The following is a 23012-nucleotide window of genomic DNA, read 5'->3' as shown; positions in this document are numbered from 1 at the left end:
GAGCATACTTCCCTGTACGCCGAAACATTTCAACCGTGGTCGAAGCAAGCCGAAACCACTTAGGCCAATCCGAAACGTTGGGGACGGGTTAAATAACCCGTCCCGCAGCAAGACTTGCAAAAAATACCGTTAAAACAACCCTTCCCAAATACTATCCACTTTCTGAATAATTTCCTTGGACATCACGATCGGCCGCCCCCATTCGCGGTTGGTCTCGCCAGGCCATTTGTTCGTCGCGTCGAAGCCTGCCTTCGAGCCCAATCCCGATACCGGCGATGCAAAATCGAGATAATCGATCGGCGTGTTGTCGAGCAGCGTGAAATCTCGGGTTGGATCCATACGCGTGGTCATCGCCCAGATGACATCTTTCCATTCGCGCGGATTGACGTCGTCGTCGACGACGATGACGAATTTTGTGTACATGAATTGGCGTAGAAACGACCAAAGCCCAAGCATGACCCGTTTGGCGTGACCGGGGTATTGTTTTTTGATGCTGATCACGGCTAGACGATAAGAACAACCCTCGGGCGGTAGGTAGAAATCGACGATTTCAGGGAATTGTTTTTGCAAGATCGGCACGAAAACTTCGTTTAATGCCACGCCCAGCACGGCCGGTTCATCGGGCGGTTTGCCGGTATAGGTGCTGTGGTAAATCGGATCGCGGCGCTGCGTAATTTTTTCGATCGTAAACACCGGAAATTCGTCGACTTCGTTGTAATAGCCGGTATGATCGCCGTAAGGACCTTCGGGTGCGGTTTCGTTAGGATAAATGAAACCTTCCAATACGATTTCGGCGCTGGCCGGTACCTGCAAGTTATTGCATAAGCATTCTGCCAGTTCGGTTTTGCTGCCGCGCAGTAATCCGGCGAAGGCGTATTCGGACAAGCTATCCGGTATCGGTGTGACGGCGCCTAGTATCGTCGCGGGATCCGCGCCTAGCGCGACCGTAACCGGAAACGGCTCGCCGGGGTGAGCCTCTTGCCATTCCTTGAAGTCCAAAGCGCCGCCGCGATGCGCGAGCCAGCGCATGATGACTTTGTTCTTTGCGATGACTTGTTGCCGGTAAATGCCCAGGTTCTGACGTTCCTTGTAGGGTCCTTTGGTTATAACCAATGCCCAAGTGATTAAGGGTGCGGCATCCTCGGGCCAGCAAGTTTGTATCGGATAGTTGCCTAAGTCGATTTCATCGCCTTCGAGCACGACTTCCTGGCAGGGCGGCGATTTAACGATTTTCGGCGCCATGTTCAATACTTGTTTAAATACCGGAATTTTGTCGAGTGCATCGCGAAAACCCTTTGGCGGTTCAGGTTCTTTTAAATAAGCCAAGAGTTTGCCGATTTCGCGCAGGGACTCGACTGAATCGGCGCCCATGCCCATCGCGACTCGGTGCGGCGTGCCGAATAGGTTGCCGAGCAGCGGTATCGAATGACCTTTCGGGCTTTCGAAGAGCAGGGCAGGGCCTTCTTGTTGTAATGTGCGATTACAAATTTCGGTGATTTCGAGCACCGGGTCGGCTGGGTATTGAATTCGCTTCAATTCGCCTTGTTTTTCCAGTTGCGCGATGAAATCACGCAGGTCGTGATACTTCATGCAGCGATTCCGTTGTGTCTGAGCAGTGCATCGATTTCAGGCTCGCGTCCGCGAAATTGGATAAATAATTCCATTGCATCGTCGCTGCCGCCTTGTTCGAGAATGTTGGTCAAAAATGCATGGCCGATGGTTTCATTGAAAATGCCATGTTCTTCAAACATCGAAAAGGCGTCGCTGGATAGGACTTCGGCCCATTTGTAACTGTAATATCCTGCCGCATAGCCCCCCGCGAAGATATGCGAAAAACTGTGCGCAAAGCGGTTAAACGACGGTGGCGTAACCACGGCGACTTGTTTTCTGACTTGCTCGAGAATTTCGTAGATACGCCCGCCCTTGGCCGGATCGTATTCTTTATGGATTCTCAAGTCGAATAGACTGAATTCGAGTTGCCGAACCATCATCATGCCGGATTGAAAATTTTTCGCGGCGAGCATTTTATCAAATAAGCTGTCCGGTAGTTTTTCACCGGTTTGATAATGGCCTGAAATCAATTCCAGCGCGTCTTTTTCCCAGCACCAGTTTTCCATGAACTGACTCGGCAATTCCACCGCATCCCATTCGACGCCGCTAATGCCGGAAACACCGAGATGGTCGACTTTGGTCAGCATGTGATGCAGGCCGTGTCCGAATTCGTGAAAAAGCGTCGTTACTTCGTCGTGGGTCAACAAAGCCGGGTCTTCGCCGGTCGGCGGCGTGAAGTTACAGGTCAGATACGCGACCGGCGTTTGGACTTCGCCTTGGTATTTCTTGCGGCTGACGCAAACGTCCATCCAAGCGCCGCCGCGTTTTTTCGGACGGGCATAGAGATCGGTATAGAATTGGCCGCGAAGTTGTCCGTCGCGGTCGAGAATCTGGTAGAAACGGACGTCTTCGTGCCATCTGTCGAAATTGTCGATTTCGCTGATGTCTAGCCCGTAGAGTTTTTCTACGATTGCAAATAGGCCGGGCAAGACTCGGTCGATCGGAAAATAGGTTTTTACTTCTTCTTGTGAAAGTTGATAAAAATGCTGGCGCATTTTTTCCGAGTAATAACCGATATCCCAAGGCTGTAAGTCTTTTATTCCGTAGTTTTTCGAAGCGAATTCGCGCAATTCGTATAAATCTTTACGCGCTTGTCGCCACGATTTATCAGCCAAGTCTTCGAGAAAGCCGATGACCTGGTCGGGGTTGTCGGCCATTTTAGTTGTCAGGGATAATTCGGCGTAATTGTCATAACCTAATAGGCGCGCTTGTTCATGGCGCAGCGCCAGGATTTGTTCCATGATTAGGCTATTGTCCCAGCGACCTGCGTGCGGCCCGAGATCTGATGCACGCGTGACGAATGCTTCGTAATGTTCTCGGCGCAGCTCTCGGCTGTCGGCATAGGTCATTACGGCTTGGAATGACGGAAATTGCAGCGTAATCATCCAGCCATTTTGTTGATTGGCCTGTGCGGTTTGTTTGGCTTGCGCCAATGCCGATTTCGGTAGGCCGGCTAAGTCGTCGCTATCGGTAATCAGTTTGCTCCATGCATTGGTTGCATCCATCAGATTTTCTTCGAAGCGGGAAGTCAGCCTCGACAGTTCTTGACTGATTTCTTTGTAGCGTTGTTTTTGGGACGGTTCCAAGTCGATGCCGGACAGTTTGAAATCGCGCAAGGCATTAGCGACGATTTTTTTCTGGGCCTTGTCATGACTTTGAAATTCGTCGCTTTGTGCGATCGCTTGATAGGCTTTGAACAAGGCTTCGTTTTGGCCCATTTCGGTCGAATAATTACTGAGCATCGGCAAGCAGGCATTATAGGCTTCACGAAGGGCTTCGCTATTAACTACCGAATTCATATGGCTGACTGGGGACCAGGCTTTATTAAGCTTGTCTTCGGCGTTTTCGATCGGCTCGATCAGGTTTTCCCAGCTATATTGGTCGGCGGCCTTGAGGTGCCAATCGACCTGCGCGCGCGCGTCTGCAAGTAATTTTTCGATGGCGGGTACGACATGTTCGGGTTTGATTTCGGAAAAATGAGGTAGAGTGTTATCGGTCAGTAATGGGTTATTCATGTGCTTTGGATATCGATCAAGAAAGAATTTGCATCGCTGCATCGATGCGCTGCTGCGCTTTGTGCAGGATATGCAGTGAAAAGTCCGGCGTCAATTTGCCGTTGTTTAATTTCGTGTATGCAGGAATCGAATTGATATAGGGTAGCTTTTTATCATGTTCAATGCCGATATAGCTGTGTAATTTAGCCAGTATGACAATGTCGGTCAGCGTGAGTTTATCGCCGCTGTCATAATACCAGTCTTCGGCATGATGCGGAATTTGCGCAAGTTCTTCGGAAAAACCGAGGGTATGCAAGACTAATTTGCCGATTGGAGCTCTTAAAACCATGATCGCCTCATCAAGTTCCGATAGATTTTCATAGTGTTCAGGGTGCTGTTCGGCAAAATGGAGCAAAGGGATGATGCCGATATCGCTGATTAACCCCGCTAATAATGCGTCTTCGGGGTTAACCCGGCCGCTTTCCTGAGCCAATATAAAGCTGAGGCTCGAAATGTAAAGGCTGTTTTTCCAAAGCGATTGCATAACGTTAAGCAAGTGTTTGTTTTGACATCGAAACATTTGTTTGAGTCCGATGCCCATCACTAATTGACGAGTAGCGTTTAATCCAAGGCGGGTGACCGCTTCTTGGCAATTGGTTACTGGGGAAATTGGAGAGTAAAGAGGGCTGTTGGCGATCTGGATTAGCTTTGTTACGATTGGCGGGTCGATTTGAATAATTTTGGCGGCTTCGCGGATATCAATCTCGAATTCCATCGCTTGTTTGAGTTTTAGAGCGACTGCGGGTAAAGACGGTAAGATTAGCTTATTTTCGCGATAAATTCGGGAAAAGTCGGTAAAAAAACCGTTATCTTCGATTTGTTTAGGCAGGTCGATATCGATCAGTTCTAATTGCGTTGCATCCGCTTTACTTTGTTCTGTCCACAAATTAATGAGCTCTTCTGAGATTTCAATGATCTCAACATCGGTTTTGGCGAGTGCCGTAGCACCAATAATTTTGCCGCTGTTAATCGGTAAATGCGACAGCGGTGAATCGGCGCTTATTTGATAGATGCTTTCGCAGTCTGGCGTTAATTCGAGTGCTCCTTTGTGCAAATAAAACACTTTCCCTTTATTGTTTTGGCCTCTTACGAAAATCGTATCGCCAGTCTGATAAGAGTATGTCCGTTGCTGCAAAAGCTCGATTGCCGCATCGTCAAGGTTCCTTATCGGTACGAATTGTTTTAGTATTTCGACTGACTGTTTTATGCGGCTTGTCTTGAAAGGTTTGTCGCAGGATAAAATAGGAGCAGCCGCAACAGGGCAGCTATCAAAATGTTCCTGTGGATCGTTTTTAGATTCGTGGGGCTCGGACGTAAAATGCTCGATTATATGTGAAAACCAATTGGACATACGTCAAGCCATGAAAAATTTCATTGTTTCGCTAATTTGCTGCTTCGCGTCTTGTAATATTTGCAATGATTGTTCCGGAGTCAATAATTGCGCATCCAGCTTTTGAAATGCCGGCAAAATATTGATTAACGGCAGTTCAACCCTTTGCTCATGCTGCGTCAATAAGAAATGGAATTTAGCGAGCAAAACAATATCGCTTAGTTGTAAAGTCTCGCCGGAATGATCGAACCAGTTGCTTACTTTTACCGGAACTGCTTTGAGATTATCAGGAAACCCCCATCTTTCCAGGATGATCGTGCCAATTTGGCCTTGCAATGACTTAATGCATTGGTCAAGTTCGCTCACCTTGAACGCGTTTTCCGATAATTGGTCGGCAAACATTAACATGGGTAGGCTTCCGATATTGTGCAGAAGTCCGGCCAGCAAAGCTTCTTCCGGGTTGGTTTGACGAGTCAAGTCTGCTAGCGTATAGCTAATGCACGAAACCTTAATGCTCTGAATCCAATTTTCCTGAATACGCTTCTTGATTGTTGGCTTCTCACTCTTTATCAGGCTTTTCATGCTGATCGCAGTAACTAGGTTCATGGTATTTTTAAGGCCCAATCGATTAACCGCATCATGGCAGTTGGAAATTGGGTTTAGTGTTCGATATATCGGACTATTGACGATTTGAATTAATTTTGCAGCGATAACCGGATCCATGTTGACTATCTTGACGACTTCGGCAATGCCGATGTCTTGCATTGCCGATCGTCTAAGTTTGAGAGCAACCTCGGGAAAGCTGGGGATTTTTAAATCGTGTTGCTGAAAATGATCGTAAAATCGAAGGAAAAATGGATTATTTTGCAGCGAATCCGAGGCAAGTAGCGGGTCTTTTAACGGGTTGATCGGGTTACGGTTAAGTAGTAATACGGTTTTTGGAATATAGATCACCATAACATTCGATTTAGCGATGGCGGTAAACTGGTGAAAATCCCCGCTCGATAATGGAAACAATGCTTTTAGAGTGGCTTCGTTAATTTCTTGTCCGATGCCATCGGCCGTTTCTAAATATATCGTACCTTTGCACAAATAAACGAGTGAATCGACCTCGGTACCCCGTATGAAAAGGGCAGACCCAGGGGTAAAATTTTCGGTGCAGATTTTTAAAGCTTGTATCTCTTCTTCAATTAATAGTTGTCCTAAAGGCATTAACCGTTTAAGAAATTTAACCGGAATGTTAACCGGCTTAATGTTGTTGCTCGATTGCTTGGTTCCTGAAAATTGTCTTTCAGCCGTTATCGTTTGTTCCCTTTTGGGGGCTTGCTTAGTCTTTGGAATAGGTTTTTTTTTAAATAGATTCAGTAGCATAATATCTATATTGCAAAAGCTCGCTTGGCTTCGTTAATTTTAGTTTGTGCGTCATGAAGAATATGTAACGAGTTTTCCGGCGAGAGTTGGATGAAATCTAGTTTGCTTGCCGCCGGTATGGAGGTTATTTCCGGTAAATTAGCCATTTCCGATGTGCCGATTTTACTATGTAACCGTGATAATACGACGATATCGATCAGAGAAATTTGGTTGTCGCGATGTTGGTACCAATCATCGGCATATAAAGGTATTTCGTAGAGCTCTTTGGGAAATCCCCATTCTCGCAAGATATAGGCGCTGACGGGGCCTCTTATAAAGGGCATGACACGCTCAAGCGACTCTTCCTTGTAGTAATCCTCTGGAAGGTTCGCGGCAAAATTTAAAAAAGGGACAATCCCTATATCGCAAACTAAGCCTCCTAGTAATGCCTCTTCCGGATTAACTTTTTTAGTTTCACTAGCTAGTACGTAGCAAATACAGGAAATGTAGATGCTTTGCCTCCAAACCCGATCCAGTATTTTTTTGATCAGTGGATTCGGTGAATGAAATATTTGTTTGAGACTGAGAGAAATCACTAAATTTTGGGTTGCCTTTAAACCGATTCTATTGACTGCTTCGAAACATGTTTTAGCTGGAATGGCGGTTAAATATAACGGGCAGTTTGCAACTTGAATCAATTTCGCCGCAATAACCGGATCCAACTGGATTATTCTAACGGCTTCGGCCACACCAATGTCGGCTTGAATTGCTTTGCGCAGTTTAAAAGCAATATCCGGCAGCGACGGAACGTCCATTTCCTCTTCTAGGTAATACTGTGAAAAAGCTTGTAATAATCGATTGTCGGTTAATTCTTTCGGTATATTAAGCGGAGCGGGGTGATGGGAAGAGGGGGGCAGCGCGCACATGATTTTATGCGAAACCCTCAATAGACTTACGTCGGTTTTTGCGATAACGTTCAAGGCGTGTTTGATACCGCTACAGAGGGGAAATTTAGCGCGTGCGGTATTGGCTTCAACCTCATAATTTTTTCCGGCGCTGTCGGAAATAATGACAGTTCCCTTCAATAAAAAATAAGCGGAGTCGTTTTGTTCGCCCTGATTGAACAAAATAGTGTTGGCGGGAAAAACATCAGAGTATCGGTCTGTTGCGAAAGACTCCAGCATTTCTTCATTTAAACTGCGAATGGGAATCAACGTTTTCAGCGTTTCAACCGTTATCGGGTTAGGTTTAATGCTGCACGCGGAACCTTGTTTGTTATCCTTGAAAAAAAAATTCAATAAAGACATGCTGATTCCGTAAAAAACATTCGCCAAAAGTAAAAATTGGAATACCGATTCGACTGTTAGTCTAAACTGCATTCGAGTATAGCAGAAACTGCGTTCGCTTAATGACACTTACTGATGATTAAGGACAAAATGAATAAACTTAAATTCAGAATGCAACCCAACTTAACAAACGAAGCAATGCCATTTGCTCCTGATGAACAATCTTTTGCAAAATGGCTGGATTTACTGTCTTCTAAAAATGGTTACGAGATTTGTCGTGAACTGACTTCGGCTTTTCATGTTATGAATAGCATGGATATCAGTCCTCGATTTCGCTTTATATGTCTGTATCAAGCAATGCCGCTGGTTAATGAAGTTGCCGAGAAGCTTGAAAGCGTATACTTGGATAGCGGCTTTCCCTTATCTGAAGAAGAAACTTCGAATGTCGAAATTTTAGTTTGGGTTTACACACAATTGACGATGAATTTTTCGGATTTGAGTCATCAGCTCGAATCGATAGATTCCAATTGGAGCAAGCAGGAACAAGCGCAAATATTATTTTCGGCAATGTATGCCGCGAGTCAAGTTTTACTGCATATAAGCCAAGTCTATGCTAGCGTTCAGAAAGGCTTTTGGTTAAATTGTTACCGTAATTACATAAGGGCGGAAACCCTAGGGCTTTTAAATATTCCGGTAAATATGAGTCATGTAAAGCATACAACGATCGCTAGCATCTTCAAGCAAATGCTGATTTTTTCATGCTGTGATACCGATTGTTTTAGAGTTCGTGAAATGAATACGCTTTTCAATCTGTTAGAAGAATGTGTTGAAACTATCAGCTTAAATAACGCTATTGAGCTTGAGGCGATACAGGGTGTTTTTCAGCTTAATTTGGATGTCGATGAAGCGCCGACCAAATGCTTGCAATTCCAGGCCGAACCACAAAATAATACCCGTTATATCGCCACACTGCCGGTCGTTAATAATCTCATTATTGCCGCTCAAAAAAGAAAAGATAAAAAATCGAATTATCGCTTTATCGACAAGGACTTGCTTTTCAGAGTGGCGGAAGTATTGACCAAAAAGCGTACCCGAAAATATACTCGAATCGTATCAACAGAAAATGCTAGAGGCTATATCGGTTTTAAGTCGATCGTCAGTATGCTCGCACAAATACAGGGGGTCGACAATGAAACGATTAAGGTAAAGTTTGAGCATGACCCCAGAATTGCCGGAAGTTGGCAAGTACCGGATTTAGACTTAGTTCCGGAAGGCGATGAAATTGCCTATAACCTAAACCAGAAAAAATCCGGGCATTTGGCTATCGATCCGAAAGCAGCCAAAATCCATAAACTCGGCGCACTGGCTTCAAGCGGTAATAAAATTTGGTCGCAACCTGAAACGATTGAGCTGCTCAATAAAATTCCATTCGGCGATTTTTTGATCTTGAATAGCAGTATTAAGGGCTATGCCTTGATTTGGAATTCGGAAGACCAAAGAATCAAAGTTGGCGAGCTGTTCGCAGTTCAACAACCAGAATTTAATGAATTGGAAATCGGTCAGATCAGAAGAATCAGTCGACTTGAAGACGAGGATTTGATTCTGGGTATTGAACTGATGGGAATGCGTTCTGAATTGGTTTGGATCATTTTACTTGATATTAATAAGCAACAAGGACAGATGGCGATTTATATTCCTGCCGATTCGATTTTACATCAGCCGGAGAGTATTGTTGTAGATACACATTGCTTAAAACCGGGGCAGACGATTCAGGTTCATCGCGAAAAACATAGAACGCTGTATCGTACCGGAAAAATTTTGCATGTCACAGCCGCGTTACAGCATATTGAATTAGTGGCTATTAATGAGGGTTGTAATTAATGGCATTTTGAAATATCGACTCCGGTTTTTTCGAGAATTGCCCGGCGTAATTTTTCTGCTTCCGCTACTTTCTGCATTAAGTCTGGCTCTGGGCAATGCTTTCCTCTGAAGCGCTTAATTCCGCCCGTTTTTCTTTCGTTGATAACCTCGACAATCGTTTTCCAGCCAATCTCCTTCGTATCGTTGGCGAATGCAAAAACCATTGCTAAGTCGCATATGTTGTTGATTAGACGAGGGACGCCTGCGCTGTAATAAAAAATGGCTGCGCAAGCCGATTGGTTAAATATTTTGGTTTGGCTGCCGGCGGTTTGCAAGCGATGGTCGATGTAAAGCTCGGTTTCTTCAAAATTAAGGGGAGTCAAGTGGTATTCGATCGAAATACGCTGAGCGAACTGAATCAACTGCGGTTCATTCAATTTATCCACGAGCTCAGGTTGACCGATCAAAATTAACTGGAGCATGATCTCTTGCTGGACATTAATATTAGAGAGTAGCCTGAGTTCTTCCAGCGTTTCAATTTCCATGTTTTGAGCTTCGTCGACAATCAGTACTACGCGCCGCTTTTTGCGGGCTTGTTCACTAATGAATTTGACGAATAATTGGTAGCGCTCTGCCTTGGACTTCGTGTCATGGCTGATGTTGAACGCACCTAGTACCCAAGTCAACAAATCACCGAAAGCACTATGAGTATTGGTGATAACGCCGACGGTGCACTGATCCTTGATTTTATTTAACATACTTCGAATCAGTGTGGTTTTACCTGAGCCGATTTCGCCAGTTATTACGGTAAAGCCGGCGTGACTCATCAAGCCGTACTGCAAGGTGCTTAAAGCTTTTCGATGCTTCGAACTTAGGTATAAGAATTCCGGGTCGGGAATCAATGAGAATGGCTTTTTTTTAAGACCAAAGAATTTTGTGTACATTTAGATTTCTCATTCAAGCTGAATTGATTGCGGTATTAGATTCAGCAAAACTTAAATAACGGTTAAAAAATATAGAATACTTCAATAACAGTTGCATTTTGCTGGTTTCCCGTCAATGTATGAGTGTCGTCATGTACTTAGCGTCATTTAATGGATAAGAAATTTTTTGTCATTCAAAGATCTTTGAAAATAAGTTTAAAAATTGAGCTGCCCATTATAACTGAAATAAGCATCCGAAGTAGTTTCGTTAAAGTTGTACCAGCAATTCCCAATTTGAGAATAAAAAAGGGTGCGGAGTGTGCTTGGCGAGGATGTCGACGGCAGGGGCAAATTTTTGCTCCTCGGCAATTGCTCCTGCATTGCCTAATACACGCCATCCCTGGCGTTTAGCCGCCGCCAATCCCCCATGGATGGGATTACGGCGTTCCTCGACAGGCATACCCCGCACCCTGAACACGAAGAAATTTCTCAAACTGGGAATTGCTGAAGTTGTACGGGTTTGCCGAGCCTTCATATTAGCAGAGGAATTGTTGATATCTACTCCTGTCAGCCTGAAAAGTCGTGAAGGTGGAGGATGTGTCTGCCGAGGACCGTAGTAAATCCATGAAAGTTTAGCGTCAACCTGATTGGTATGGAAGGAGTGAATCAACCCAGCGCCTTTTAAATTATTAGACGTTTTTTCGTTCAAATCTAATGAGTAGCTACTCTTTTTGATTGAAAAACCGTGTAAAAATAAAAGTTATGGGGTGTGTTTATCGAAGACCGCCGTTCACCCAGCACCTAAATATTCAAGACAATTAACCATGGCCAATGAACTATGGATTTCGTAATAAATAACGTCCTGGAACTATGATCCTTGTTGAGGGTTCGGTCACTCGCTTGGCAGGACGCCGTGAACCCAGCACCTAAATTATCGAAGGTAGTTAGCCATAGCCAACGAGCCATGGAATTTAGGTGCTGGGTGAATACGTTCGTGTAGGCTTGACGGCGGAATCTGATTGCCATGGATGGCATGAATGCAGATTTTGCAGGAGCAAAAATCTGCCCTGCCGCCAACACCTGTCAATCGAGCAACCGAGCCCTCCTTAAACTAGGGAAGTTATTTACGGCCAAATCCTATGGTATTTAAGTGCTGGCTGAACGGCATCCTTTGACGGGCACCCCGGTGCCGAATTTTGATCTTCGATGGGTATGCAATCAATTAAAAAGTTTGGCAATTAACGAAGATAGCGTGTCCAGCAAAACGGGTTCGCTCATTGCGTTTTCGGAAGTAGGTCTAGGTATTGAAGGAGATTTAACATATTGCTTTCTTTGGTTTTTATGGTGAATTTTTTGTTCATGTAGTAGTAATCCGCCCGCTTTTTTCCATTCCATCAAGTGCGTAATTTCCCCATTATCGAGCCATATTCCGTGTGCATTGCATCGGTCGATGACGACGCCGCTTCGATGACCGTAATTAATGCGACGCATGAAGGCATCGCATACAGGACATCTGATGTATTTAACTTTTTTGCTGTGTTCTTGATAACGCTCAACACTGATATTATGAAGCAATTGTTGATTGATACTGAAAACATTAGAAACCGAACTTTTCAATAATCGTTCAATCTCACCGGGGTCGAAAAATAAACCAAAACAGTGTTCGCAGCGTTCTATCATGAATTCGCCGAGGCCATCATCGAGGTCTAAGCCAACCGTGTGTAAAGCCTCTGCGCAGTGCGGACATTTTCGTTTTGATTCATGATCAATGGTGACAAAATGATGCTTTCCATGTAAGTCGACGTCATTTCGCGTACCGCAATAGCGGCACAGGTTGGTGTTGGCGAGCAGCGGCGCGGAGCAGCTATGACAGCGTTTCATAGGACTTAAAAACGATCGAGAATTTCTTTTCTTTTATCAGCGTATTCTTGCTCGGAAATCAAGCCGGAATCATGCATCTGTTTTAATTGCGCTAACTTTTGTACCGCTTCCGAATTACTTTGCGGTTGGCTGGTTTGAACCGGTGTAGCGGTTTGCGCCATGGACTGCCCGAAGCCTAGGCCCGCCCCCATGGCCATGCCGAGTCCTGCCGCGCCGCCTTCGTTTCTGGCTGCATCGCGCATCGCTTCTAGTTGTTGCAGTTGCGTATAATCGATACCTGCGATTTGCGCGGCATGCGTTTCGGCCGTTAAGTCAGCAATCCGTTTGATGCGTGTTTGCGTATCGTCATCGAAATCGGTGCCTTCGATGCGAAAATCGGTGATTTCAAATCCGAGTTTTTGAAAGGCGGTCGATAATTTGATGTGCATGCCGTACGCGATTTCTTCTCTATTCGCATCAATGTCGGCGTAACTAAAACGGCTTTCGGCAAGATAATCGGCTAAAGGATGCATGATTCGCGCGGTCATAACCTCGCGAAACTCGTTGATGTAAAAATTGTTATGATTACCGACGACGTTATTGAAAAAATCCTCGGCGTCGAAAATTCGATAACTGAAATTGCCGTAGGCTTTCAGTCCTACCGGAAAATGATACTTGGGATCTTCATATTTAATGGGTGATGTGGTCCCCCATTTTTGATCGAGTATTTTAGTTTTTCTGAAAAAATAGATCGCAACTTTATGTTCGCTGACAAAAAACTGCATGAATTTTTTAATCGTCGTCCAAAATGGGATATTCGCGGTGTCGAGTTCGATTAGGCAAGGTTCTTGAATGACCGCTTTGACTTTACCTTCGTAAACAAAAATGCAGCCTTGTCCGGGCCCGACTATCAACTTGGAAGCATTTTTGATTTCATCGCCGTTGTCTGTCCATTGTTCGAGCAGCGCTTCCGGATGCGGGTTATTCCATTGTATGACAGAACGAAGTTGTCGTTTAATACCGTTAAAAATCACAATGGCAACCTCGGTTTTATTAACTTGTTAAGCATTGGCGTCCTCGTCTAAAAGCTATAATGCTTCAATTTAAGTCGGTTGACGACTTTTGTTAATCGCATTAAAGTTTTTCGTTTTTGAATTTAGGAATATGCACAAAATAACTTCTACAAGTAGTAGGCTTTGTGGCAGTTCGGTAACTCGCTTGACAGATGTCTAAGTTATACCCGTCGTAGATCAAAATTCGGCGCCTGGGTGTCCGCTAAAGGACGCAGTGAATACGTCCATGTAGGCTCTATGCCAGCTCCATTCTGGCAAAGCCTTTATCGGACACCCAGGCGCCTCCTCCGGCACTGCCGAAATTTGAAGAGCAAAAGGTATATTTCATGCTCGTCCCTTAGCAAAATTATAGTAAATAACCTGGAGGTTATGTGTCGATTAGAAAATTTAAAGATAAACAGCCTGTTATAGGGCGTTCGGTTTTGATTGACCCAAGCGCTGTCGTCATTGGCGACGTCGTATTGGGAGATGATGTGTCGGTTTGGCCTTCGACCGTTATTCGGGGCGATGTAGAGTCGATACGTATCGGCGATGGTACTAATGTACAAGACGGTTCGGTCTTGCATGTTTCCCATGCCGGTCCGTTTTCGCCTCAAGGTCAGCCTTTAACGATCGGTAGAGGCGTTACGATAGGTCATAATGCGGTGGTTCATGCCTGTACCGTCGGCGATTATTGTTTAATCGGCATCGGGGCGATCATTTTAGATGGGGCGGAACTAGAAAATTACGTCATGCTCGGCGCCGGTGCGTTGGTGCCGCCCGGTAAAAAGCTCGAAAGCGGTTTTCTTTATGTCGGCAGTCCGGCCAGGCAAATACGTCCGTTGTCGGATCGTGAAAAAGAATTTTTGGAATATTCCTATCAGCATTACATTCAATTGAAAAATGAGCATTTGCAACAAAATACGGCTCAACCGAACCAGCCCAGTTGCTGAATACAATCATGGCTCAATCTGAATTTCAAACTTGCAGTGTACCCACTGTCATCACATCGAAATCCGATTCAGCATTGCCGGAAATCATAACGCCAAGAAGGTTCTGCGTTGCCCCGATGCTCGATTGGACGGACCGGCATTGCCGGTATTTTTATCGCTTGATGTCAAAACACGCTTATTTATATTCCGAAATGATTACGACCGGTGCCTTATTGCATGGCGACAGGGATCGGTTTTTACAATACCACCCAGACGAAAATCCATTGGCATGTCAATTGGGCGGCAGTAACCCAAAGGATCTGGCGGCATGCGCTAAAATGGTCGAAGATTACGGCTATCACGAAGTTAACCTGAATGTCGGCTGTCCTAGCGACCGTGTACAAAATGGACGATTTGGCGCATGTTTGATGGAGACTCCGGAATTAGTTGCCGAATGCTTATCGGCAATGAATCGGGCCGTGTCGATTCCGGTGACCGTCAAATGTCGGATCGGTATCGACGACCAAGATTCCTACGAAGCGTTACATCGTTTTATTACTCTGGTCTCCGAAGCCGGGTGCCGGGTGTTTATCATTCATGCCAGAAAAGCCTGGTTGAGCGGACTGTCTCCAAAGGAAAATCGGGAAATTCCGCCGCTACGCTACGATGTGGTATATAGAATTAAAAGGGATTTTCCAGAATTGGAAATTATTTTGAATGGCGGCGTCCGTTCATTGGATCAAGCGCTTATCATTAATGATGAGGTCGATGGCGTCATGGTCGGAAGAGAGGTTTATCAGAATCCTTATTTATTAGCCGGCGTCGATGAACTATTTTACCGGGACTTTCATGCAATTAAGAGTCGTGAAGAAATAGTAGAAGTTTTACTTCCTTATATTTGTGAACAATTAAAACAAGGTGTGCGATTGTATTCGATAGCACGACACCTGCTTGGACTTTTTCACGGAGTTCCCGGCGCCAGGTCTTGGCGGAGGCATATTAGCGAAAACGGGACGAAACTGGGGACCGATCAAAATACGCTACTCAAGGCATTAGATTTAATATCCCGATAAGGTATACTGGCCTGCTTTTTTAATTATCGAGAACGAACGATGGAAGAGTATTTTTCCAAAATTATCGAAGCAGTCGGCGAAGATGTAACCCGGGAAGGTTTAGTCGATACGCCTAAGCGGGCATCGGATGCATTCAGGTTTTTGAATAACGGTTATGAAAAATCTTTGGACGATGTGTTAAATAACGCTATATTTGAGGCCGATACTGAAGACATGGTCATCGTTAAGGATATCGAGCTTTATTCGTTATGCGAACATCACCTATTACCCTTCATTGGCAAATGCCATGTCGGTTATCTACCTCAAGGTAAGGTGCTGGGTCTTTCGAAGGTTGCACGAATTATCGATATGTATGCTAGACGCTTACAGATCCAGGAAAAATTGACTAAACAGATTGCCGATGCTATCGAGAAATCCATCAATGCCAGAGGTGTTGCGGTGGTCATAGAAGCAAAACATCTATGCATGATGATGCGCGGTGTCGAAAAACAAAATTCGGTGATGACGACGTCAGTGATGACGGGAATTTTTAGGGAAGAAATTAGTACCCGCTCGGAGTTTTTGAATTTGATCAATCGTTAATGTTTGCCAATAAAGGTAGGCATTGAATCCTCGTAAGGTTTTGCGATGAAAGACTACGATAGAAATTGTGCGGTTTGTAGGCTGATGCGCAGTTTAGCGTTTAGCGGGCTCGGCATGGGTATCGGCGGTGGAATCGCTTATCTGTTCGGAGCGTCAAGAGAAACCATCATGATGGTCGGAATTGTGACTGCGGCCATTTTTGTGTTTGGAATTATCGATAGAAAGAAGAAACCATGAAGTCGACAATATTACAAGCTTGGCCTGAAAATTGGCCGGATACACGATCAAGTCGGTTTGCCGAAGGCGAACAGGGCGTAATCGACGCCGGCGCTTTCAGCGCGATTGAAGTCGATGAAATCTTCGATACTTTAAATCACGCTCAAACTATCGCCGGACAATCGGTTTTGTATCGCTCTCTCGCCAAACCGCTCGACTCGATCGAAGCCATCAAAGCGAAGCAACAAGCGACCGAAGCCATTGCTGATGACGCCGAATTGAGGCAACAGCTTCAAGGCATTGTTGAACAAGCCTCGAGTAATGAAAAGAATCTTTATTTGTTGTTATACGGAGAGTTTTTGGGTTCTTTCGGAACAGCGCGTGAAGAAAATGAAATCGAAGGTTTCGGCTATCTTCAATACAAACGTGGCACCCGGTTCATGTTGGACCTAGTTGATCAAGTTAAGACCGTGCCTGAAACGCAAAGCACCTATCTGAATGAGGTGTTGGGGCAGATTAAAAACTTTACCGATAGCCGAGCTTATTCGTTGATGAAAGGCCCGGTATTTATCAGCGAACAAGGCATACAGAGCAAACAGGAACGTAAAGGATCGTGGGTTCCAGCGATTATTTTTAAGCCTAATCTCTTTAAACCCTTATTAATTGCTCTTTTTTTTGGGGTGCTTTGGGCGCTTGCGAACTTCTTTCCTACCAACTTGTTTAGTATTTCGAAGGAATCGATACCGGTGGCATCGATTTTCTTTGTGCCGCTACTATTAATTTATTTTCCTATAGTTGGCGGTTTTGATCGGGACAGTTGTATTATTCCGTTACGCAATGAGTTTAAAATTTCGCACGCGGTTGGCGAAACCTTAGATGCGCTTGGCCAATTAGATGAATTGCTTGCTTTTATAAGGTTCCGAGAAAGCTTTGGTGGGGATCTTGCTCTGCCGCATTTTATTGAGGCTGATCATCATCGTATCAATCTGGTTAATGCGCGCAATCCTGTTCTTGCTTACCAGAATCCGGAGTATGTCGGTAACGATTTTCAATTGGATGATGATAAGCTGGTTTTAGTTACGGGCCCCAACAGCGGTGGTAAAACAGCATTTTGTAAAACGGTCACGCAAATTCAACTATTGGGGCAAATCGGCTGCTATGTACCGGTCAAATCGGCAACTCTAACCGTTGCCGATAAGATTTTCTATCAAGTACCGGAAATCAGTCATTTGGATGATGGAGAAGGGCGCTTCGGTACCGAGCTAAAAAGAACTCGGGATATCTTTTTGGCTACGACAGCTAAAAGTCTCGTTGTGCTCGATGAGCTATCCGAAGGCACGACCTTCGAAGAAAAGCTCGAGTCGTCTTCCAATGTGCTTAACGGTTTTTACCGAAAAGGCAATAGTACTATTTTAATCACACATAACCATCAATTAGTCGATAATTTTGTTGCGAAAGGCATCGGCTTGCCGAAACAAGTCGAATTTGCCGGCGGTGCGCCTACCTATAAGTTAATAGAAGGTATATCCAGAGTCAGTCATGCCGATCGAGTAGCTAAGAAAATCGGGTTTTCCAAGGAAGATATCGACAAATATTTGGCTGATTCAAAAAGCAGTGCCGATAAAACATAAAGTGTTTATGAGTTGAACTATACTGATTGTGTGAAATGGTGCTTAGGATTTGGTCGAAAATAACTTCCCTATTTTATGGAGAGTTCGGTAGCTCGATTGGCAGGCGTCGGCGGCAGGGCAGATTTTTGCTCCTGCAAAATCTGCATTCATGCCATCCATGGCAATCAGATTCCGCCGTCAAGCCTACATGGACGTATTCACGGCGTCCTGTCAAGCGAGTTACCGAGCCCTCAACAAAGCTCATAGTTCCAGGATGTTATTTATCACGAAATCCTTAGGTTTATGACAATTGTTACGCATACTTTGGACTGATCGTTCGAAATATAAAAATTGGGAACAAGTCATGCGAAAAAAGATTTTTTTCTATGTAGCCTTTTTTTTGTTCTCCGAGGTTTTGTCGGCCGATATTTATAAGTATGTTTCGCCCGACGGAAAAGTTTATTATACCGATCGGCCTGCTCATCGATTTTATAAGCGAATCATCCGCACCCGTCCCTCAAGTTACAATTGGGCTGTGGGGCGAATGAAAGGTAATAAACAGAAATATGACGATATCATTGCGAAAGCGGCCTCGAAACATCAGGTCGATGAAAAGTTATTGCATGCCGTTATTCAAGCAGAGTCCGCTTATCATGCCCAAGCAATTTCATCGGCGGGCGCGGTAGGGTTAATGCAATTGATGCCGGATACTGCCAAGCGCTACGGCGTTCGAGATCGTACCGATCCGGTGCAAAATATCAATGGTGGTACACGCTATCTGAAGGATTTGCTAAAGATGTTCAATTCAAATTTAACATTGGCTGTTGCCGCCTATAATGCTGGCGAAGGCGCGGTAAAAAAATATAATAATTCCATTCCTCCTTATCCTGAAACCCGTAATTATGTTAAACAGGTTTTAGCGCTTTATCACAAGTAAGGCGGGCTCAACGGTGACAAAGAGTTTGACTGCAAAATCCTTAATTGAAGACTCCGTCAAGCTCTATTCGTTGCCCGATATCTATTTTCAAATCAGGGAAATGGTTCGAGATCCTCGCTATACCGCTATCGATATCGGTAGGGTCATAACGAAAGATCCGGCTTTAAGTATGCGTTTATTGAAAATCGTCAATAGTTCATTTTACGGTTTTCAAGCAAAAATCGATACGATTTCTAGAGCCGTTACCATTATCGGAATAGATGAATTACAGAGCTTAGCGTTAGCGACTTCAGTTGTCGATACTTTCGAAAATATTCCCGACGACCTAATTAACATGACCGACTTTTGGATACAAAGTATTCATTGCGCAGTCATTGCTAAATTACTAGCTAAGAAGGCGGCAGTTTTGCATTGCGAACGATTATTTTTGACCGGTTTGCTGCACGACATCGGGGCATTAGTCATCTATACCAAGTTGCCCGATCAATCTCGGCAAATACTGAAGAACAATTTCCAAAACAAGCGCCAACTGGCCAATTTAGAGCGGCAAATCTTGGGCTTTACTCGTGCCGATGTGGGAGGTGAGTTGGCAGAATCATGGAAACTCCCGGAATCGATATCGGAAGCGATACGTTACCAAATGCACCCTGAAAGGGCGTTGATCCATAAATTGGATGCCCATTTGCTTTATTTGGCGATAAATTTGAATGAAAGTAAAACGCGTGATGAGTTTTTGTCGACCTTATCGTCATCAACCTTATCTATTCTTCGTCTCAATGAAGCTAAAATAAAACAAGTGATGGCGGCGGCGGTTGATGAGGCTAATGCCACATTCGATATATTGGCTCCGGGCAAGCAGTTCCATTGAGCCTTTTCAAGGCCTTGACGAATTATTTAAATCACCTTGACGCCGAACTTTTCCAGTAAGCCAATTAATTTAATTAAAGGCAGCCCAATCAGGGCATTAGGATCGTCTCCTTCAATTTTGTTCAATAAAGCGATACCCATTCCTTCAGATTTGAATCCTCCCGCGCAATTAAACGGTTTTTCCAAATCGACATAACGATTAATAGTGGTCTGCGTTAATTTTTTAAAATAAACGTGACACTCATCGATGTCGCTAATCACTTCACCGGTTAAGCTGTTTGCAACCGCTACTCCCGTGTAAAATATCACACACTGATCAGAGGCGGCCAATAGTTGTTCAATGGCGTTTTTTCTATTGCCTGGCTTACTAAGTCGGCAGTCCTTGAGCACCGGGACTTGGTCGGAACCGATAATTAAACTGTTTGGAAAATTTTCGATTAATTCGCTGGCCTTGGCTTCGCTAAGCCGGCGAGCGGTTTGCTTCGGAGGCTCATCGGGTAGCGGCGTTTCATCAATATCCGGTGAATCACAAATAAATTCCAAATGCAATTTTCGTAACAAAGATTGTCGATATTCGGAAGATGAAGCGAGGACCAGATGTTTGAATTCCATTTTAGTAAGTTAGATTGCGGTTTGACGAAGGGCTCTATTAGAGCTATTATTGCCCGGTTATGTTGGATCGATTACCCGAACTTATAGACCCTCTGAGTTTTGCTGATAAGCATAGCGAACTCTCGGGACAAATAAAACTAAAAAGCCTAAGTCGTTTAGCGCCTTTGCTAAAAGATGACTCGGGCGTTGCTATTGTTGATCTTTTTTTTAGCAGACAAGGACGACTGGCAAGCATAGAAGGGAAAATTTCAGCGACTTTGACCGTGGCGTGTCAAAACTGTTTAAATGCAATGGATTGGCATATAGAAAACAACATTAAGCTCGGAATCGTCAGTTCACTGGATGAAGCGGATCGGTTACCGCAAGATTACGAGCCTTTGCTGGTCGGAGAAGGGAAAATTCCTCTCAAAGATATTGTTGAAGATGAGCTATTGCTCGCCCTGCCTGATTTTCCGCGGCATTCGGAAGCCTGTCTTAAAGTCAAGGTTAGTCACGATCATCAAGGCGACTTAAATACCGAACAATCGAATTCTAATAACCCTTTTTCAATTTTAGCCAAACTAAAGCATACTGGAGTGAAATAATGGCTGTACAAAAAAGTAAAGTAACCCGCTCAAGACGTGGACAACGTCGTTCTCATGATGCGTTAACCAGTAAAACCCTGTCTCAGGACCCATTGACTGGAGAAACTCACCTGCGTCATCACGTTAGCCCCGATGGTTTTTTCAAAGGCCGCCAAATCGTGAATACTAACGACGAAGACTAAGTTAAGTCGATTTCTTTTATACCAAGATGCTCAACCGGACCGGAATTTGTCCGACTCGGTTGAGCATCTTATTTTTTAGGGTCATTCGCAGGCGTGAGTTTAACAATTTCAATTGATGCGATGGGCGGGGACCACGGGCCCGCGATAACTATTCCGGCGTCATTGGATTGCTTAAAGAACAATCCAAACTTAAAGCTGATCTTAGTAGGCGACGAAGTCGTGTTAAAAGATCATATGCCTCAGGCTTTGGTCGATTTTGCCGGCCGACTTTCGATACACCATGCATCGCAATGTGTAGGCATGGATGAGTCTCCTTCTAAAGCATTAAAAAATAAAAAAGATTCTTCGATGCGCGTCGCGATTAATCTAGTTAAGAGCGGCGAAGCGGATGCTTGTGTGAGCGCGGGTAATACCGGTGCTTTGATGGCAACCGCACGCTTTGTTTTAAAAATGATTCCAGGCATAGATCGACCGGCTATTATCTCGACAATACCTTCGATATTCGGTCACACTCATGTTTTGGATTTAGGCGGCAATGTCGATTGCACGGCAGAGCATCTTTTTCAATTCGCGGTAATGGGATCTGAATTGGTTAAAGCCGTTGAAAACATCGATAATCCGACCGTCGGTTTACTCAACATCGGCGAAGAGGAAGTTAAAGGTAATGAGCAAGTTAAAGCTGCCGCGAAACTGCTCGAAAACTCATCGTTAAATTATATAGGTTATGTAGAAGGGGATTCCTTGACCGCGGGTAACGTCAAGGTCGATTTGATTGTCGCCGACGGGTTTGTCGGCAATGTAGCTTTAAAATCCATCGAGGGTGCGGCTAAGATGATCGGCACCGTTTTGAAAGAAGCGTTCAATAAAAATATTTTTACGCGACTGTCGGGTTTGCTAATCTATCCGGTCATTCGATCCTTCAAGCAGAGAATAGACCCGAGAATGTATAATGGTGCCAGTTTTCTTGGCTTGAATGGTCTAGTGATCAAAAGCCATGGCGGTGCGGATGCTCTGGCGTTTAAAACGGCCGTGCAATTAGCGGAAATAGAAGTTTCCAAAGGCGTCATTAGAAAGATTGGCGAGCAGGTCGAAACCATTTTATCGAAAAGAGAGAGTTTATGACGCATTGCTCTAAAATAATTGGCACAGGCGGTTATTTGCCTAAGCAAATCCGAACAAACGACGATATTTCAAAAATCGTCGATACCTCTGATGCTTGGATTTATGAGCGCACTGGCATTAAAAGTCGCCGTATCGCCGCTCCCGACGAGACGGCGTCAAGCATGGGAGAAATTGCCGCACGTCAAGCTATTGCGGCGGCAGGCATAGCTCCGGAGCAAATAGATATGATTATTGTCGCGACCGGAACACCGGATCGCGTTTATCCGAGCACCGGCTGTTTATTGCAAGAGCGTTTGAATATCAAAAATTGTGTGGCATTCGATATTCAAGCCGCTTGTTCGGGAACCATCTATGCATTAAGTATTGCCGACCAATATATTAAGTCAGGCACGGCCAAGACCATTTTGATTGTCGGCACCGAAATCTATTCTCGGATCATGGATTGGACCGATAGAAGTACCTGCATCCTCTTCGGCGATGGAGCAGGCGCCGTTTTATTGCAAGTTTCCGATAGTCCGGGCATCTTATCGACCCATATCCACTCGGACGGCGGATATGAAGAGTTACTCTATTTACCTAATCCGCAAGTCGCGGCAGAGTCTAATCGCGATGAACTCGGCTATGTCAATATGCGCGGTAACGAGGTATTCAAGATCGCTGTCAACACACTCGGCCAAATAGTCGATGAAACATTGGCGGCAAACAACATGGAACGCTCCGAAATCGACTGGCTGGTCCCCCATCAAGCCAACACGAGAATCATTGCTGCAACCGCTAAGAAGCTTAAAATGTCGATGGATAACGTCATATTGACATTGGAAACTCAAGGCAATACTTCATCGGCGTCCGTGTTGCTGGCATTGAATGAAGGTATTAGAGACGGGAGAATTCAGCGCGGTCAAGTGCTCTTATTGGAGGCTTTCGGTGCTGGGTTTACTTGGGGCTCCGCTTTAATCAAATATTAGAGAA

At 44.7% G+C, this 23012-nt stretch carries 22 protein-coding genes; 12 read left to right on the top strand and 10 right to left on the bottom strand.

What is annotated here, in order from left to right:
* Positions 1-129: 129 nt before the first annotated feature.
* Genes ubiD through ACRJJO_RS16345 form a run of 5 tightly spaced genes read right to left on the bottom strand, consistent with a single transcriptional unit; the run spans position 130 to position 7724 of the window.
* Positions 130-1590 carry a 4-hydroxy-3-polyprenylbenzoate decarboxylase gene (ubiD, locus tag ACRJJO_RS16365; RefSeq protein ID WP_431066726.1) on the bottom strand — a complete coding sequence of 487 codons (1461 nt, stop codon included), beginning with the start codon at positions 1588-1590 and terminating at the stop codon, positions 130-132.
* Positions 1587-3626, bottom strand: coding sequence for an oligopeptidase A (prlC, locus tag ACRJJO_RS16360; RefSeq protein ID WP_431066725.1), 2040 nt, complete (start codon positions 3624-3626; stop codon positions 1587-1589). The genes ubiD and prlC overlap by 4 nt, the downstream gene beginning before the upstream one ends.
* A gap of 16 nt (positions 3627-3642) precedes the next feature.
* Positions 3643-5016: an HDOD domain-containing protein gene (locus ACRJJO_RS16355; RefSeq protein WP_431066724.1), complete on the bottom strand. Its 1374-nt coding sequence runs from the start codon at positions 5014-5016 to the stop codon at positions 3643-3645.
* A 3-nt stretch (positions 5017-5019) separates the two neighbouring features.
* Positions 5020-6366 carry an HDOD domain-containing protein gene (locus ACRJJO_RS16350; protein ID WP_431066723.1) on the bottom strand — a complete coding sequence of 449 codons (1347 nt, stop codon included), beginning with the start codon at positions 6364-6366 and terminating at the stop codon, positions 5020-5022.
* A gap of 5 nt (positions 6367-6371) precedes the next feature.
* Positions 6372-7724 carry an HDOD domain-containing protein gene (locus ACRJJO_RS16345; RefSeq protein WP_431066722.1) on the bottom strand — a complete coding sequence of 451 codons (1353 nt, stop codon included), beginning with the start codon at positions 7722-7724 and terminating at the stop codon, positions 6372-6374.
* Positions 7725-7781: 57 nt separating this feature from the next.
* Between ACRJJO_RS16345 and ACRJJO_RS16340 the strand changes: the two genes are divergently transcribed.
* A complete protein-coding gene (locus ACRJJO_RS16340) occupies positions 7782-9512 on the top strand; it encodes a hypothetical protein (protein WP_431066721.1) in 1731 nt (576 codons plus the stop codon).
* Here ACRJJO_RS16340 and ACRJJO_RS16335 read toward each other — a convergent pair.
* The 4 genes from ACRJJO_RS16335 to ACRJJO_RS16320 all read right to left on the bottom strand — a co-directional run bounded on the left by ACRJJO_RS16335 (position 9509) and on the right by ACRJJO_RS16320 (position 13308).
* Entirely contained in the window at positions 9509-10435 is a 927-nt protein-coding gene (locus tag ACRJJO_RS16335; protein WP_404361360.1) for an ExeA family protein, read from the bottom strand. The genes ACRJJO_RS16340 and ACRJJO_RS16335 overlap by 4 nt on opposite strands.
* A gap of 247 nt (positions 10436-10682) precedes the next feature.
* A complete protein-coding gene (locus ACRJJO_RS16330; protein WP_431066720.1) occupies positions 10683-11123 on the bottom strand; it encodes a hypothetical protein in 441 nt (146 codons plus the stop codon).
* 509 nt (positions 11124-11632) lie between these two features.
* Positions 11633-12295 carry a zf-TFIIB domain-containing protein gene (locus ACRJJO_RS16325; protein WP_431066719.1) on the bottom strand — a complete coding sequence of 221 codons (663 nt, stop codon included), beginning with the start codon at positions 12293-12295 and terminating at the stop codon, positions 11633-11635.
* Positions 12296-12300: 5 nt separating this feature from the next.
* Positions 12301-13308 (bottom strand): SPFH domain-containing protein, encoded by a 1008-nt coding sequence (locus tag ACRJJO_RS16320; protein ID WP_431066718.1) that lies wholly within the window; start codon positions 13306-13308, stop codon positions 12301-12303.
* A gap of 410 nt (positions 13309-13718) precedes the next feature.
* On the opposite strand from ACRJJO_RS16320, the gene ACRJJO_RS16315 reads away from it, so the two are divergent.
* The 7 genes from ACRJJO_RS16315 (at position 13719) to ACRJJO_RS16285 (ending at position 19544) form a co-directional block, all read left to right on the top strand.
* The gene (locus tag ACRJJO_RS16315) at positions 13719-14279 is read left to right on the top strand and encodes a gamma carbonic anhydrase family protein (protein WP_431066717.1); all 561 of its coding nucleotides are present in this window, start codon (positions 13719-13721) and stop codon (positions 14277-14279) included.
* Between the two features lie 8 nt (positions 14280-14287).
* Positions 14288-15331 carry a tRNA dihydrouridine(20/20a) synthase DusA gene (gene dusA / locus ACRJJO_RS16310; RefSeq protein ID WP_431066716.1) on the top strand — a complete coding sequence of 348 codons (1044 nt, stop codon included), beginning with the start codon at positions 14288-14290 and terminating at the stop codon, positions 15329-15331.
* 39 nt (positions 15332-15370) lie between these two features.
* Positions 15371-15913: a GTP cyclohydrolase I FolE gene (gene folE / locus ACRJJO_RS16305; protein ID WP_404361354.1), complete on the top strand. Its 543-nt coding sequence runs from the start codon at positions 15371-15373 to the stop codon at positions 15911-15913.
* Positions 15914-15958: 45 nt separating this feature from the next.
* On the top strand, positions 15959-16150 hold the full coding sequence (locus ACRJJO_RS16300; protein WP_404361353.1) for a hypothetical protein: 192 nt from the start codon (positions 15959-15961) through the stop codon (positions 16148-16150).
* On the top strand, positions 16147-17760 hold the full coding sequence (locus ACRJJO_RS16295) for a MutS-related protein (protein ID WP_431066715.1): 1614 nt from the start codon (positions 16147-16149) through the stop codon (positions 17758-17760). Before ACRJJO_RS16300 ends, ACRJJO_RS16295 begins: the two co-directional genes overlap by 4 nt.
* 343 nt (positions 17761-18103) lie before the next feature.
* Complete coding sequence (locus ACRJJO_RS16290) at positions 18104-18676, top strand: transglycosylase SLT domain-containing protein (protein WP_431066714.1); 573 nt, start codon at positions 18104-18106, stop codon at positions 18674-18676.
* Positions 18677-18689: 13 nt separating this feature from the next.
* Entirely contained in the window at positions 18690-19544 is an 855-nt protein-coding gene (locus ACRJJO_RS16285; RefSeq protein WP_431066713.1) for an HDOD domain-containing protein, read from the top strand.
* A gap of 26 nt (positions 19545-19570) precedes the next feature.
* Here the strand turns inward: ACRJJO_RS16285 and ACRJJO_RS16280 are convergent, their stop codons facing one another.
* Positions 19571-20155: a Maf family protein gene (locus tag ACRJJO_RS16280; protein ID WP_431066712.1), complete on the bottom strand. Its 585-nt coding sequence runs from the start codon at positions 20153-20155 to the stop codon at positions 19571-19573.
* A gap of 59 nt (positions 20156-20214) precedes the next feature.
* Here ACRJJO_RS16280 and ACRJJO_RS16275 point away from each other — a divergent pair, with 59 nt between their 5' ends.
* The 4 genes from ACRJJO_RS16275 (at position 20215) to ACRJJO_RS16260 (ending at position 23008) form a co-directional block, all read left to right on the top strand.
* The gene (locus ACRJJO_RS16275) at positions 20215-20739 is read left to right on the top strand and encodes a YceD family protein (protein WP_431066711.1); all 525 of its coding nucleotides are present in this window, start codon (positions 20215-20217) and stop codon (positions 20737-20739) included.
* Positions 20739-20921, top strand: a complete 183-nt coding sequence (gene rpmF, locus ACRJJO_RS16270) for a 50S ribosomal protein L32 (RefSeq protein WP_083877628.1) — start codon at positions 20739-20741, stop codon at positions 20919-20921. Before ACRJJO_RS16275 ends, rpmF begins: the two co-directional genes overlap by 1 nt.
* Positions 20922-21014: 93 nt before the next feature.
* On the top strand, positions 21015-22043 hold the full coding sequence (gene plsX / locus ACRJJO_RS16265; protein ID WP_431066710.1) for a phosphate acyltransferase PlsX: 1029 nt from the start codon (positions 21015-21017) through the stop codon (positions 22041-22043).
* Entirely contained in the window at positions 22040-23008 is a 969-nt protein-coding gene (locus tag ACRJJO_RS16260; RefSeq protein WP_431066709.1) for a beta-ketoacyl-ACP synthase III, read from the top strand. Before plsX ends, ACRJJO_RS16260 begins: the two co-directional genes overlap by 4 nt.
* The last annotated feature ends 4 nt before the right edge of the window (positions 23009-23012 follow it).

This window comes from Methylotuvimicrobium sp. (assembly GCF_050611805.1).
Lineage (GTDB): Bacteria > Pseudomonadota > Gammaproteobacteria > Methylococcales > Methylomonadaceae > Methylotuvimicrobium.
Note: the sequence above shows the minus strand (reverse complement) of the source record. Positions and strands in the feature narration are given on the sequence as shown.